This is a genomic window from Streptomyces sp. cmx-18-6 (genome assembly GCF_046548915.1).
Lineage (GTDB): Bacteria > Actinomycetota > Actinomycetes > Streptomycetales > Streptomycetaceae > Streptomyces.
In genome coordinates, this window is sequence record NZ_JAEBEP010000012.1 from 26,192 (window position 1) to 39,363 (window position 13,172).

General features: G+C 71.6%; 11 protein-coding genes and 1 pseudogene. 7 read left to right on the plus strand and 5 right to left on the minus strand.

All coding sequences use genetic code 11. The annotated features are described in order from the left end of the window. Positions 1 to 129: 129 nt before the first annotated feature. Complete coding sequence (locus ACLJPL_RS25675; protein WP_411083301.1) at positions 130 to 1,347, minus strand: MFS transporter; 1,218 nt, start codon at positions 1,345 to 1,347, stop codon at positions 130 to 132. 53 nt (positions 1,348 to 1,400) lie between these two features. On the opposite strand from ACLJPL_RS25675, the gene ACLJPL_RS25680 reads away from it, so the two are divergent. Further along, positions 1,401 to 1,772: a MerR family transcriptional regulator gene (locus tag ACLJPL_RS25680; RefSeq protein WP_073790054.1), complete on the plus strand. Its 372-nt coding sequence runs from the start codon at positions 1,401 to 1,403 to the stop codon at positions 1,770 to 1,772. 800 nt (positions 1,773 to 2,572) lie between these two features. On the opposite strand, the gene ACLJPL_RS25685 is transcribed toward ACLJPL_RS25680, so the two are convergent. Beyond that, positions 2,573 to 4,111, minus strand: a complete 1,539-nt coding sequence (locus ACLJPL_RS25685; protein WP_411083302.1) for an alpha/beta fold hydrolase — start codon at positions 4,109 to 4,111, stop codon at positions 2,573 to 2,575. A gap of 114 nt (positions 4,112 to 4,225) precedes the next feature. On the opposite strand from ACLJPL_RS25685, the gene ACLJPL_RS25690 reads away from it, so the two are divergent. After that, positions 4,226 to 5,233: a MerR family transcriptional regulator gene (locus tag ACLJPL_RS25690; protein WP_411083465.1), complete on the plus strand. Its 1,008-nt coding sequence runs from the start codon at positions 4,226 to 4,228 to the stop codon at positions 5,231 to 5,233. Positions 5,234 to 5,326: 93 nt separating this feature from the next. Next, positions 5,327 to 5,994: pseudogene (locus tag ACLJPL_RS25695) on the plus strand (TetR family transcriptional regulator C-terminal domain-containing protein). A 113-nt stretch (positions 5,995 to 6,107) separates the two neighbouring features. Here the strand turns inward: ACLJPL_RS25695 and bla are convergent. Then, the gene (gene bla, locus ACLJPL_RS25700) at positions 6,108 to 7,088 is read right to left on the minus strand and encodes a class A beta-lactamase (protein ID WP_411083303.1); all 981 of its coding nucleotides are present in this window, start codon (positions 7,086 to 7,088) and stop codon (positions 6,108 to 6,110) included. Between the two features lie 228 nt (positions 7,089 to 7,316). On the opposite strand from bla, the gene ACLJPL_RS25705 reads away from it, so the two are divergent. The 3 genes from ACLJPL_RS25705 to ACLJPL_RS25715 all read left to right on the plus strand — a co-directional run bounded on the left by ACLJPL_RS25705 (position 7,317) and on the right by ACLJPL_RS25715 (position 9,604). Next, entirely contained in the window at positions 7,317 to 8,195 is an 879-nt protein-coding gene (locus ACLJPL_RS25705) for a LysR family transcriptional regulator (protein ID WP_411083304.1), read from the plus strand. Then, complete coding sequence (locus ACLJPL_RS25710; protein ID WP_411083305.1) at positions 8,192 to 9,103, plus strand: serine hydrolase; 912 nt, start codon at positions 8,192 to 8,194, stop codon at positions 9,101 to 9,103. Before ACLJPL_RS25705 ends, ACLJPL_RS25710 begins: the two co-directional genes overlap by 4 nt. Positions 9,104 to 9,175: 72 nt before the next feature. Next, positions 9,176 to 9,604, plus strand: a complete 429-nt coding sequence (locus ACLJPL_RS25715) for a pyridoxamine 5'-phosphate oxidase family protein (protein WP_411083306.1) — start codon at positions 9,176 to 9,178, stop codon at positions 9,602 to 9,604. Positions 9,605 to 9,679: 75 nt separating this feature from the next. Here the strand turns inward: ACLJPL_RS25715 and ACLJPL_RS25720 are convergent, their stop codons facing one another. Both ACLJPL_RS25720 and ACLJPL_RS25725 read right to left on the minus strand, forming a co-directional pair. Further along, positions 9,680 to 9,931 (minus strand): hypothetical protein, encoded by a 252-nt coding sequence (locus ACLJPL_RS25720; RefSeq protein WP_411083307.1) that lies wholly within the window; start codon positions 9,929 to 9,931, stop codon positions 9,680 to 9,682. Positions 9,932 to 10,101: 170 nt separating this feature from the next. Beyond that, the gene (locus ACLJPL_RS25725; protein ID WP_411083308.1) at positions 10,102 to 10,596 is read right to left on the minus strand and encodes a GNAT family N-acetyltransferase; all 495 of its coding nucleotides are present in this window, start codon (positions 10,594 to 10,596) and stop codon (positions 10,102 to 10,104) included. A gap of 228 nt (positions 10,597 to 10,824) precedes the next feature. On the opposite strand from ACLJPL_RS25725, the gene ACLJPL_RS25730 reads away from it, so the two are divergent. After that, positions 10,825 to 13,035, plus strand: coding sequence for a HelD family protein (locus ACLJPL_RS25730; RefSeq protein WP_411083466.1), 2,211 nt, complete (start codon positions 10,825 to 10,827; stop codon positions 13,033 to 13,035). Positions 13,036 to 13,172 lie beyond the last annotated feature (137 nt).

A 13,172-nucleotide genomic window follows, 5' to 3' on the forward strand; every position in this document is an offset into this window, starting at 1 on the left:
TGGGTGCACCGTTGGGAACATGACCAGTGCTGAACGGATAGTGAAGACGCCGTGGAGCGCCCGGTGGCCGCGTTGGGTGACCTGGGCAACGATGCTGTGGTCGCTGCCCGGTGCGGAAGTGGTCTCGTGTTATGTACGGCTGGTGAATCCGTGTCGACGTGTGCCTATGACGATAGCGAGCGTGGGGAGCAGGAGCGCGAGTGTGATCCAGCCCAGGGAGGGAGGTCCCAGCACGTTGAGGGTGATACCGCCGATGATCCCGCCTGCGGCGATCCCGATGTTCCAGCATGTGGTGAGGAGTGCTTGTGCGACGTCGCCTGCTGCACCCGCGGCGTCAGCGATCGCGGTTTGCAGCAGGGTTGAGGCACCGCCGTACGCGAGTCCCCACAGGGCTGCACCGGCGTACACGAGAGCGGGGGTACCTGAGAAAACACTCAGGATGAGAGCGGCTGTTGCCAGGAGCGTGCAGGCGAGAATCATGAGCGTGCGCAGGTGCCGGTCGATGAGTACGCCGGTGAGCCAGATGCTCACGAGTGAAACCAGACCGAAGGTGAGTAGCACCGAATCGACCTGACCTGCCATGCCGAGCGGGGCCAGGAATGGGGCGATGTAGGTGAAGAGGATGTTGTGCGCGAACACGAACGTCAACGTCACGACGAGGATCGGGGCGACCCCGGGTAGGCGGAACGTGTGGAGCAGCGGCAGTCGTGCGCCCTTGGATTGGCCGGGGAAGTTCGGAACGCTGGCGATCACCCATACGAGCAGTGCGAGAGTCACCAGCGTGATGATCCCGAATGCGAATCGCCATTCGACGACCTTGGCGAGGAATGCTGCTGCGGGGACCCCGACGGACAGTGCAACGGTCCCGCCCGCCATGGCGACGGCCATGGCCTTGCCGCGCTGGTGCGCGGGAACCATCCGTCGAGCGTATCCGGCAAGGAGCGCCCAGAGCATGCCGCCGACGATGCCGCCGAGGAACCGCGCGGCCAGGGTGAGCACGAAACTGTCGGAGAAGGCGGTAACAGTGTTGGCGATCGCGAATCCCGAGATCGCGAACAGCAGCAGGTGCTTGCGTCGCCAGCCGATCGTAGCTCTCGTCAGAGGGACCGCCGCGAGAATCGCCCCGATCGCGAAGACCGTGACGCTCTGCCCCGCAGCCGCCTCACTCACTTCCAGGTCGCGACTCATCTGCGACAGCATCCCGGCGGGCATCGTCTCGGTCAGGAGCGTGATGAACCCCGTGGCAGCCAGCGCCAGCAGACCCGCGATGGGGAACCGCGTCTCAGCGGCCGGAGGAGGTGGCGATGTATCCGTTCTTGTCATATCGGTATCATCAATGTATGACATTAATGTGAGGGTCAAGCGTGGTTGCATCGCAGCCCAGACGTGAGGGGTGGGCGATGCAGATCGGGGAGCTTTCTCAGCGCACGGACACGCCGGTGCGGATGCTCCGTTACTACGAGGAACAAGAGTTGATCGAGTCCGAACGGCTCCCTAACGGGTACCGGCACTACGAGGACTACGTCGTCGATCGGGTGCGGCAGGTCCGGGGCTTGCTCGATGTCGGCCTGCCCACGCGGATCATCAAGCAGATCCTTCCTTGCTTGGACAGTCCGCAGGCGATACATCTGCCGTACGTCACCCCAGACATGATTGCGACACTCGAACGCGAACGCGACCGGATGGCAGAGAAGATCGAATGCCTCACGAAGAATCACCGAGCCATCGACGACTATCTCCACGCCGTCAGCCACGAAATCCGAGCTTCCTGATGAGGCGCCCCCGTACGTCTGCTGACCGGCGGCGCCTGGCAGCGTCGGAGCGGGACGGTGCGAAGTGACGGCCTGGATCGGGCCTGATCTGCCGTTACGCGAACTGGAGTGCTTTGCGGTGCTCCCAGTCGAGTTGCATTGCCCGTTCCGGCCGGGCCGGTGAGGACGAGCCGGGCGGGGCAGGTGACGCGGTAGTAGGCCGGCATGTCCGGCAGCGACCCCCCTCCCGGCAGCGGGTGCTCCCCGGCATGGATCTGCCCGGCGGGCAGGGCCGTCGCGGCGCGAGCCGGAGCGGGCTGCAGGACGTAGCGCGGGTCGATGTGCTGGGAGTCGTCGCCCAGCAACTACCGATGTACTCTGCCCTCGCCGTCGGCGACCTGCCGCTCCAGCGTCTTGGCCCGGCTGCTCGCGAGCTCCGCGTCGACACCCTCCACCGGCCTTCGCAGCGCCATGAGCGCTACGGTCAGACAGGCCGCTCCCAGAGGAACACCGAGCACGCCGGCTGCATCGCCACCCGCCAGCCCTCCGTAAGCGATCTGCCAGACCGCGTAGACCACGCCGGCCAACACCAGCACGGCACTCGCCGCGCCCACGAGTAACCATCTGCGCGGCTGACGGCGCCCCCGACCGGAATCACAGACCGATGATGCGCGAACGTCACCGTACTGCGCGACCGACGTTCCCCCTCCGTGACGAGGTCCGCCAGATGCGCAGTCCACGATCACGGGGCCCGGTCCTCTGCGCCTGACGCGGCTTCAGCTTGCCGTCCGTCTGGCGAGTTCGAGCCCGTACAGACCTCATCAGATAGACGACAAGCTCAGGCGGGCCACCACCGCGTCGACGGCACGGCGCACCGCCGCGCGTGCGTCGTCGGTCGCGTCCAGCGTCTCGAAGCCGTGGCGGCCGTCCGGTACGTCGATCACCTCGACGTCGGCCCCGCGGCGTTCGGCCTCGGTCAGGAACTCCTCCACGGTCGCGGCGATCTCGGCCATCTCCCGCCCCGCCCGGACCAGCACGATCGGGAGCCTGCCCGCGCGGGCGACGGCCCGCACCGGGTGGAACCGGGCGTCCAGGGGCCCCCAGTTCGGCAACGGCGACAGAATCGGGTAGTTGGCCGCCAGGCAGCGCAGCCACGCCGGGGGCGCCGCCAGCCAGTCCGCGGTGAGCGGGCCGCCGCCCGAGAAGAACCACAGGGCGACCCGGTCGGCGTCCACCCGCGGATCGGCCCGCACCCGTTCCACCGCGGCGGCCACGTCCTCGGCCGCCCGCTCGTAGTCGGTCACGTCGTGCAGGCGGTGGTCGAGCGTCACGCCCACGACCCCGTGCCCGACGACGTAACGGGCGTATCCGGTCAGCGTCGGCCAGTCCCGGGGCGTCGGCCGCGCCCCGATGGGTACGGGGCCGCCGTGGACGAACACCGCGGCGGGATGCGGCCCCGGTCCTTCGGGCAGGTACAGGTCGGTGTTCCCGGTCCGTTCGCGGGGCAGGTCGGGCACGTCGAGGAGGAACGGCCGCAGATGCGCGGGGGGATGGTCGGCGTCGGCGGCGGTCAGCCGGTGGCCCCCGCCCGCCGCCGCCTCGATCAGGACGTCGGCCAGCTCGGCGGGGCCGGAGAGCATCGGCCAGTGGCCGGTGGGCAGCTCGAACAAGGTCACCCGGGGGTCGGCCAGTGCCTGTAGGGCGGGGTCGCCCACGTCCACCCTGATCTGCAGCATCTCGATGCTCGCCCCGCTGCCGGTGCAGAGCACCCCGGTGACCGGTACGGCCGTGAGCGCCCCGGTGAGCCGCAGGGGCTGGAGCAGCGTGCCGAGCGGCTGCGGTGCCGCGAGGGCGGTGAGCCCGTCCAGCGCCGCGTCGAGGAGCCCGGCGGTGCTTCCCCAGAGCGGCCATTCCTCCTTGGCCGGGGGCGGCACTTCGCCGGCCGCCGCACCCGGTCCTGCCTGGGCCGCCCGTTCGGACAACTGCTCACGCAGGCGTCGGTCGGGCACGGCGGCCAGGGCCGGGACGCCGTCCTGCGGCATTCCCGCGTCCAGGTGGACGATGCGCGCGATCGACCGCGCCCGCCGGTCGGCCGCGCCCAGCGCCGGATGGATGCCGTAGTCATGGCCGACCAGGACGACCTCTTTGCCGGAGTGGGCCGTGACCTGGTCGATCACGGAGAGGACGTCGGCGATGTGCGTCTCCAGGTCGATCGCCCCGCCGGGGGCGGCGGGCGGCCCGCCGAGGCCGGTGAGCGCCGCCGTGTGCACCTCGGCTCCCTTCGCGGCCAGCCGCGCGGCCGTGTCCCGCCACACGTGCGGGCCGGTGAACGCCCCCGCCACCAGGATGAATACGGTCATGGTTCCTCCTCGTCACGCTGTCTCCCGCATACCGGCCCGATCTCCCGGCAGCGCTCGCCGGTACCGTAGGAACTCCCCCTGAGGGAGGTTCAAGTGTTCTCGTCGCACGGCGGAGTGTTCCGGTCGCACGACGGTCTGTGCTCCATCGGCGAACTGGCCGAGCGCGTCGGCGTCAGCGTCAAGACCGTCCGCTTCTACTCGGACCGCGGTCTGCTGCCGGAGGCGTCCCGCAGCGCGGGCGGGCACCGCCGGTACGCCCCGGACGCCGTGGAGCGGCTGAGCCTGATCCGCTCGTTGCGCGGTCTCGACCTGCCGGTTCCCGAAGTGCGGCGCATCCTCGACGAGCAGGACGCGGCGAGCGGTGCGGGCGGAGCGCTGGAGGACGCCGTCGCCGGTCGGCTGCGCGTACTGGGATCCGAGCTGAGGGCCCTGCGCTGGCGGGAGGCCGCGCTGCGGCTGGTGCAGGACTGCCCGCCGGCCGAACGCTCCGGGCGGCTGCGGCTGATCGGCGCGGTCGGGGGTGTGCCGAGCACGGCCGCACTGGCCCGGTTCTGGCGTTCCTGGCTGCCGGTCAAGATGCCCGCACGGTCCGTCACCGCGTTCCTGGAGGCGGCGGTGCCGCACCCGCCCGACGACCCGCGGCCGGCTCAGGTGCTCGCCTTCGCCCGGCTGCACGCCTTCGTGTCCCGCCCGTGCGGGGGGAGCGCGCCCTGCCAGCCCAGTGCGCACGGCGCTGCGGGGGCCCGTGAGTCGGCCGTGCTGTACGCGGGCCTGGCGGAGGCGTACGACTTGGCGGGCTGGAACATGCGCCGGGGCCGGGAGCCCTGTCCCGGCGAGGCCCTGGACGGGTTCGTGGACGCGTACGCGCGTACGTACGGCACCCGCGACAGCCCGGGATTCCGCCGCCTGCTCGCGGGCCGGCTCGCGGCCGACCCGCGCATCGACCGGTACTGGGAACTGACGGCCGAGGTCCTCAGCCCTCCCGGCGTCCGCCCGGAGCCGACGCCCGGGACCGCGCACGACTGGCTGCTGGAGGCGCTCGACGCGGACGTGTGGACGACGCCCGGTGAGGGCGGGCCGTCCGACGCCCGTCAGGCGGCCACGCCCCCGCGCACATACTGAACGCACAGTCGTGCACCTGCTCAGTACCCTGAGTTCTCAGCGGCACCTCTTCCAGCCGTATCGCGAGAACCGATTCGGGAGGGGCGGCAGGGCATGACAGCGCCACGCGCCGACGGCCGGATCGCACGCGGGAACCGGACACGTCAGCTCGTCCTCGAGCGCGCCGTGGACATCGCTTCCGTCGAGGGTCTGGAGGGCCTCTCCCCCGGGCGGCTCGCGACCGGACGGAAGCTGAGCAGTAGCGGCGTGTTCGCCCTGTTCGGCTCCAAGAAGGAGTTGCAGCTCGCCACGACCCGGGCGGCCGTCGAGGTCTATCCGGGCGACCGTCGAGATCTCTGCGGAGCGCGTCGTCCAGCCCGCCCGCGACCTTCCGCCGGGGCTCGGTCACCTGTGGCGGGTGTGCGCGGGCCGGCTCGACCACTCACGGCAGCGGGTCTTCCCGGGCGGCTGCTTCGTCCACTCGGCCTCGGCCGAGTACGACGCGCGCGAGGGCAGGGTCCACGACGCGATCGCCGCCGCACGCCGCGACTGGGGCCTGTTTCTCGAAGGGGGCCGTGCGCGCGGCGCAGCGGGCGGGCGAGATCGACGAGGGGACCGACGCGCCCCAGCTCGTGTTCGAGCTCACCGCGCTCATCGAGATGGCCAACGCCGGATCCGTCCTGCACGACGAGTTCACCTGCTACGACAAGGCGGCGAAGGCCGTGTTGAACCGTCTGCGCGGCGCGGCGACCGACAAGTCCCTGCTGTCCGAGTCCCCCTGATCCGGCGGAGGCCGCGCGGGACTGTCGCCGTCCTGCGCGTCGCGTGGAGGAGGGGGCGAACGCAGGCTCGGGACGGGTGAGCCGGCGTGGGCGGGGCTCCTCCGGGTGCGTGCCTAAGCCAGTGCGCCGAGGGCGACCCGCGCGGCTCCGGCGATGAGGGCGTCGTCGCGTTCGGCGTCCTTGACGTCGCGGCGGGAGAGGACGGCGATCGCGATCGGGGCGCGACGCGGGGGCCGGACGACGGCGATGTCGTTGCGGGTGCCGTAGCCGCCGGTGCCGGTCTTGTCCCCGACCTCCCAGCCGGTGGGCGTGCCCGCGCGGATGGTGTGGTCGCCGGTGGTGTTGCGCTTCAGCCAGTCGGCGAGGACGGCCCGCTTCTCGGCGGGGAGGGCCGGCCCGAGGACGTACGCGCGCAGGTCCGTGGCCAGGGCGCGCGGTGTGCTGGTGTCGCGGAGGTCGCCGGGGGTGGCGTCGCTGAGGGCCACTTCGTAGCGGTCGCAGCGGGTGACGCGGTCCCCGAGTCCGCGCAGGGCGTGCTGGAGGCCGCGGGGGCCGCCGAGTTCACGGAAGAGGAGGTTGGCGGCGGCGTTGTCGCTGTAGCGGATGGCGGCGTCGCACAGTTCGCGCAGGGTCATTCCGGTGGCGACGTGCTTTTCGGTGACGGGTGAGTGCTCGACGAGGTCCCCTTTGCCGTACCGCACGCGGCGTTCCATCTGCGGGAGGGTCTTCTTGGCCAGTACGGCCCCGGCGAGCAGGGCCTTGCAGGTGGAGGCGTAGGCGAACCGTTCGTCGGGGCGGTGGGCGATGAGCCGTCCGTCGCCGGTGTCCACCGCGTACACGCCGAGCCGGGCGTCGAACTTCCGCTCCAGTTCGGCGAAGGCGCGGTCCGTACGGGGCGGGGTCGAGGCCGATCGCGAAGGCGCGGGGCCCGTACCACCCGCCCCGTCCGTCCCACCCGTCCCCTCGGACGGACGAGGAGAGGCGTTGTCCCGTACGGCCGTCGAGCAGCCGGTGAGCGGGAGCGCGGCGACACCGGCCACCGCGGCGAGCGCGGCACGGCGTGAGACGTGGGCGGGAGTGCTGCGGGTGGGCAAGGCGGGAACCTCTTCTCGCTGGTGGGCGGTGGCTGACGGGCCCGGTCACCGCCCCGGCCCCGTAGGTGCGGACGGGCGCGGTCACGGCCCGGCCCCGGCTTGGCGGAACGGGATGGGCCGTGTGATCGGCCTCTCACCGGAGTCAATCCCGACGCCGGTCGGCATGTCGAATACGATCTCGGCATCAGGGTGATTCAGAACCCGTATCACCGCATGTCAGGGGGCGGAGTGCTGACGGAACGACACCTGGAGATCTTCGTCGCCCTGGCGGAGGAGGAGCATTTCGGCACCGCCGCTCAGCGGGTGGGGATCACTCAGCCGCCCCTCTCCCAGGGGTTGCGGCGGCTGGAGGCGATGCTCGGTGTCCGCCTGTTCGAGCGGGAGCGGGGGGTGTTCCTCACCGAGGAGGGCGCCCTGCTGCTCCCGCACGCCCGCAGAGCCCTCGCCGCGCTGGCGGAGCTTCGGGAGGCCGGCGCCCGCGAGCACGCCGATGGCCGCCGCCTGCGGCTGGGGCTGGCCCCCGAGGTGCCCGCGCCCCTGGCGGCCGATGTGGCCGCCGCACCGGTCCGGGCCGGTGACCGTACCCGGATCAGCACGGTGACGGCTCCCACCGCGACCCTGCTGTCCGACGTCGCCTCGGGCCGCCTGGACCTCGCCGTGGTCCGGCACCCCTCCGTCCTGCACGGCCTCGCCGCCGGACAGGTGATCCTCCTGCCGACCTGGATCCTCGCCCCCGCCCGGTCGGCGGAGCCCGGTGGTGCGCCTGCGGGTCCCCTGCCCGTCGCCGTACGGCCCCGGAGGGAGGCGCCCGCCGCCCACGACCTGTTCGTCGACACGCTGGCGAGCCGGGGCAGCCGTACGGACACGGTGGTGGTCGCCGACGAACGGGCCGGACTGGCGCTGGTGGCGGCGGGCCAGGCAGTCCTGGTCACGGCGGACGAAGCGCTGACCGCCTCGCGGGTCGAGCGGCGGCGGGCGACCGATCCTCCGCTCCCCCTGCGGCTGCGGGTGGTCTGGAATCCCCGGCGTTCCGCTTCCGGGCCCGAGGACCCGGCCGACACGGCGCGGTTGCTGGAGGACGTCCTCGCCCGCAAGGCGGCGACGTGAACGGCTCCCGGCGCGGCGGGGTGGAGCGGGCCATCCGCTCCCTGTTCGACGACGCCGGCGTCCGGGGCTGGCTGCATGTGGCGGAGCTGCACCGCCCATCGGCCCGCGTGGTCGTCGACCCGGACGAGCAGGCGCCGATGGGCTCCGTCTACAAGGTGCCGCTGATGACCGCCTTCTGCCGGCTGGCCGACGCGGGACGGGTCGACCCGCGTCGCCGGCTGACGCTGGAGACCGCCGACCGGGTCCCCGGCCCCACGGGCCTTTCCATCCTCCGTGACCCGGTGACGATGTCGCTGCGCGATCTGGTGGTGCAGATGATGAGCGTCTCCGACAACACGGCGGCCCATGCCGTTCTGCGTGCGGTCGGCCCCGACGTCGTCGACGGGGTGTGCGCGGATCTCGGCCTGCCGCGCACCCGGATCCACGGAGGGGTCGTCGGCACGTTCGACCGGCTGCTCGCCGATACGGGCGCGGGTTCGCTGGACGCCGCGATGGCCCGGGTCGCGGACAACGACGCCGTCGTCCCGCCGGACGTCTACGACCCCACGTACAAGGCGTCCTCCACACCGGGCGACATCGCCCGGCTGCTCCGCGCGATCTGGACGGACGAGGCCGCGTCGCCCGAGAGCTGCGCGTTCATGCGCGCGGCGATGGGCGCTCAGCCGTGGACCCACCGCCTCGCCTCGGGATTCCCGTACGACGAGGTGACCGTCTACGGCAAGACCGGCACGCTCGGCTCCCTGCGCCACGAGGCGGGGGTGGTGGAGCTGGCGGACGGCAGCGTCTACACGGCCGTGGTCTTCACCCAGGCCGCCCGCGCCGACAAGAAGCTCCCGCGCGCGGACGCCGTGATCGGCGCGGTGGCCAGGGTCGCGGTCGAGGAGCTCCGTGCCCGCCGACACGTCTGACCGGCCGCCGGGGTGCGGGGTGGGGGGTGCGGCATCCTGGGCTCAGGACATCCAGTCGATGGAGGAGTACCTGTGGCTCTGACGCGTAACGAGCGTGAACAGTTCCTGGCCGAACCTCATGTCGCGGCGCTGGCCGTGGACTCGGCGGAGGAGGGGCGCGCCCCGCTCACCGTGCCGATCTGGTACCAGTACGAGCCCGGCGGGGACATCTGGGTCATGACGGGGCGCGACTCCCGCAAGGGCCGACTCATCGCGGAGGCGGGGCGGTTCGCCCTGATGGTCGACCGCGTCACGCCGACCGTCCGTTACGTGTCCGCCGAGGGCCCGGTCGTCGCGACGCTCCCCGCCACCCGTGAGCAGTTGGTCGAGATCGCGTCCCGCTATCTGCCGGCGGAGAAGGTCGACGCCTATGTCGAGTTCGCCTGGAAGGAGCACGGCGAGCAGGTGGTCATCCACATGCGGCCCCAGCGCTGGCTGAGTTCGGATCTCGGCGAGTCCTGAGCCACCGTTCGGCCCGGTGAACGGGAACAGGGCCCGCCCCCCTTGAGGGGGCGGGCCCTGACTGTGGTCGAAGGATCAGTGGCCCTGGAGGTACTGGGCGTAGAAGTAGCCGCGCTCCGCCGCGAAGTGCTGCTTGTTCTCCTTGGCGTAGGTGATCCCGTACGGGCCACCGAGGTTGGTGTACTCGGCGTTGCCGCGGTGCCCCTCGATCGCCTGGTAGCCGGCGCCGGCCTTGCCGCCCTCCCAGCCGTCTGCCGCGGCGGGCGTGGCCGCCACGAGGCCGGCCGCGGCGACGGTCGCGAGGGTGATGGCGATACGACGAAGCATGGGTGCTCCTTCTCAGCAACTGCGTAACGGATGGTGCGGAGCCATCACCGTTACGCACGAGAGGTCGGGCGGCAGGGCGGACACGCACATGCCGGAGGCAATACACCTGGACGGGTGCAACGCCCCTTCCCAGAGCGCGAGAAGGAGCGCTGCGCCCGTCGTCCCGCAGGTCAGGCGGCCGGACGGTCCACCGCGTAGACCGTGACCGGGCTGCCGTACAGAGTGTCCTCCCGGCGCGGTGAGAAGCCGAGGCGCTCCGCCACCCTCACCGACGACGCGTTGCCCGGCCGCATGAGCGCGGTGAAGTACCCGGCTTCGAGGGTGGCGAAGCCCCACTCCAGGCACGCCCGGGCGGCTTCGGTCGCATACCCGCGCCCCCAGTGCTCGGCACGGAGGGTCCATCCGAGCTCGACCTCGTCGAACTGCTGCCAGTACTGCAGGCCGCTGCGGCCGATGAACTCCCCGGTCGATCGCAGCTGGACGGCGCACAGCCCATGGCCACGCTCGGCCCACTGCCGCTCGACCTGAGCCAGCCGGTCCTGTGCCTGCCGACGGGAGAAGGCTCCGACGAATCGGTTGACTCTCGGATCCGAGTGGAGTTCGACGAAGGCGTCGACGTCCGAGACTTCAAGGGGGCGCAGCAACAGGCGTTCCGTCTCGATCATGCGTCTGAGCGTAGTGCCCGCCGCCGGTCGGCGGCACGGAGCGGCGGTACGCACCGGCGGTACAGGAAATTCCCGGTCCGCAATTGCGCACCAGGGATATCCTCACGTACATTTGGTTGTTCTGCGTTCATAGAGAAAGGCCCCACACGGGGGCCTTATAGAAAGAACCATATCCGGCAGGGAGCCGTTTTGTCAAACCGGGAAGTCGTCGGCCGGGAAGTCGTCGAATTGCGGGACGAACAGGAATTCATCGACCGTGTCCACGCGCGGGTCGACGAGCTGCGCGGGGTCACGGCCCAGCACGTCCAGAAGGCGCTGACGCCGGTCGGGACCGGGCTTCAGGCTCGGTTGGAGCGCGATGTGCTCGTCGCGGAACGCTCGGGTCTGCTCGCCGCGCTGAACGCGGTGGACGGCTCGCTGTGTTTCGGGCGCATCGACCTTTCGGACGGAGCCGCGCACCATATCGGCCGTATCGGGATCCGTGAGGACGACGCCGAGCGCACACCCCTTCTGATCGACTGGCGGGCGCCGGTCGCCCGGCCCTTCTATCTCGCCACCGGGCATCTGCCGATGGGTCTGCGGCGACGTCGGCACATCACCACCGAGGGCCGTACGGTCACCGAGCTCCATGACGAGATCCTCGACCTCGGGGACGAGGACCGGACCGGTTTCGAGGACCGCAACGGCGACGCCGTCCTGCTGTCCGCGCTGAACTCCGCCCGCACGGGACGCATGGGCGACATCGTGCGGACCATCCAGGCCGAGCAGGACCGCGTCATCCGTGCATCGCACCGCGGTGTCCTGGTCGTCGAGGGCGGGCCGGGCACCGGAAAGACGGCGGTCGCGCTGCACCGCGCCGCCTTCCTGCTGTACGAGCACCGCGAGGTGCTCGCCAAGCGCGCCGTCCTGATCGTGGGCCCCAACCCCGCCTTCCTGCGCTACATCGCGGAGGTGCTGCCCGCTCTCGGCGAGACCGGCGTCCTGCTCGCCACGCAGGCCGAGCTCTTCCCCGGCGTCCACGCCACCGGCGTCGACACGCCCCGCGCCGCCGCCGTCAAGGGCGGGGCGCGGATGGCCGAGGCGCTGGCCCTCGCCGTGCGCGATCGGCAGCAACTGCCCGAACCCGGAGCCCCGTTGGTGATCCCGCACGACGACGGGGATCTCGTCCTGGACTGGGAGATCGCCTACGAGGCCCGGCAGGCGGCCCGGGAGACCCTGCTGCCGCACAACCTGGCCCGCCCGCACTTCGCCTTCCGGATCATCGACGCCCTGACGGCGCAGCTCACCGAGCGCATCGGGGCCGACCCGTACGGCGGGCCCAACTTCCTCGGGCCGGACGACATCGCGCAGCTCGGCAAGGCCGTCGCCATGAGCGGGGAGGTGCACGAGGCGATCGAGACGCTGTGGCCTGTGCTCACCCCGGAGGAGTTCCTCGCCGGGTTCCTGGCCGAGCCGGTGTACCTGGCGGAGGAGGATGCCGCCGCCCTGCGGCGTACGGCCGGCGACGGGGAGTGGACCCCCGCCGATGTTCCGCTGCTCGACGAGGCGGCGGAGCTGCTCGGGGTCGACGACAGCGCCTGGCAGGCCGCCGCGGAGGCCGAGCGCCAGGAGCGGATCGCTTACGCGCAGGGGCTGTTGGAGCTGTCGCGGGGCTCGGAGACGTACGAGTTCGAGGACGAGGAGTCCGAGGTGCTCGCCGCCCACGACGTCATCGACGCCGAACGCATGGCGGAACGGCATGAGGAGGTCGACCACCGCAGCGCGGCCGAGCGGGCCGCCGCCGACCGCACCTGGGCGTTCGGGCACATCATCGTCGACGAGGCGCAGGAGCTGTCGCCCATGGCGTGGCGGCTGCTGATGCGGCGTTCGCCGACCCGTTCGCTGACCCTGGTCGGCGATCCGGCCCAGACCTCGGAGGAGGCCGGTGTCGGTTCGTGGGAGAAGATCCTCCAGCCGTACGTCGGTGACCGCTTCGAGCATGTGACGCTCGGGGTCAACTACCGTACGCCCGCCGAGATCATGGAGCTGGCCGCCCGTGTCGTACGGGAGCGGAACCCCTCGTTCCAGGCGCCCGGTTCGGTGCGGTCGACGGGCGAGGCGCCGTGGACGCGGGACGCCGGTGAGGACCTGGCGGGGGCGGTGGCGCAGGCCGTCGCGGAGCTGACGCCGCGGGAGGGCCGCCTCGCGGTGATCGCCCCGCGCGAACTGCACGAGGAGATCGCCGCGCCGCTGGACGGGGTCACGGCGGGCGAGGAGCCCGACCTCACGCGGCCGGTGGTGCTGCTCGACCCCCGGCAGGCCAAGGGGCTGGAGTTCGACCATGTGCTGGTGGTGGAGCCCGCCCGGTACGGGACGAGCGACCTGTACGTGGCGCTGACCCGGGCCACCCAGCGGCTGGGGATCATCCACCGGGAAGGACTGCCCCCGGCACTGCGCTGATCGCGGCCGTCTCCGCCCGGCCATCGTCACGCCCCCCGGTCCGCGCCGGGGGGCGTTTCTGTGTCCGGGCGGTACGGAACACCCTCACCCACTGCTTGATAATGCTCGAAACTCGCGCCTAATATGCAGCTTCGAGC

What these genes read in the sequence shown, in the direction of transcription:
- ACLJPL_RS25675 (WP_411083301.1), bottom strand. Translation starts at nt 1,347, where the DNA reads ATGTCATACATTGATGATACCGATATGACAAGAACGGATACATCGCCA.
- ACLJPL_RS25680 (WP_073790054.1), top strand. Translation starts at nt 1,401, where the DNA reads ATGCAGATCGGGGAGCTTTCTCAGCGCACGGACACGCCGGTGCGGATG.
- ACLJPL_RS25685 (WP_411083302.1), bottom strand. Translation starts at nt 4,111, where the DNA reads ATGACCGTATTCATCCTGGTGGCGGGGGCGTTCACCGGCCCGCACGTG.
- ACLJPL_RS25720 (WP_411083307.1), bottom strand. Translation starts at nt 9,931, where the DNA reads ATGCTTCGTCGTATCGCCATCACCCTCGCGACCGTCGCCGCGGCCGGC.
- ACLJPL_RS25725 (WP_411083308.1), bottom strand. Translation starts at nt 10,596, where the DNA reads ATGATCGAGACGGAACGCCTGTTGCTGCGCCCCCTTGAAGTCTCGGAC.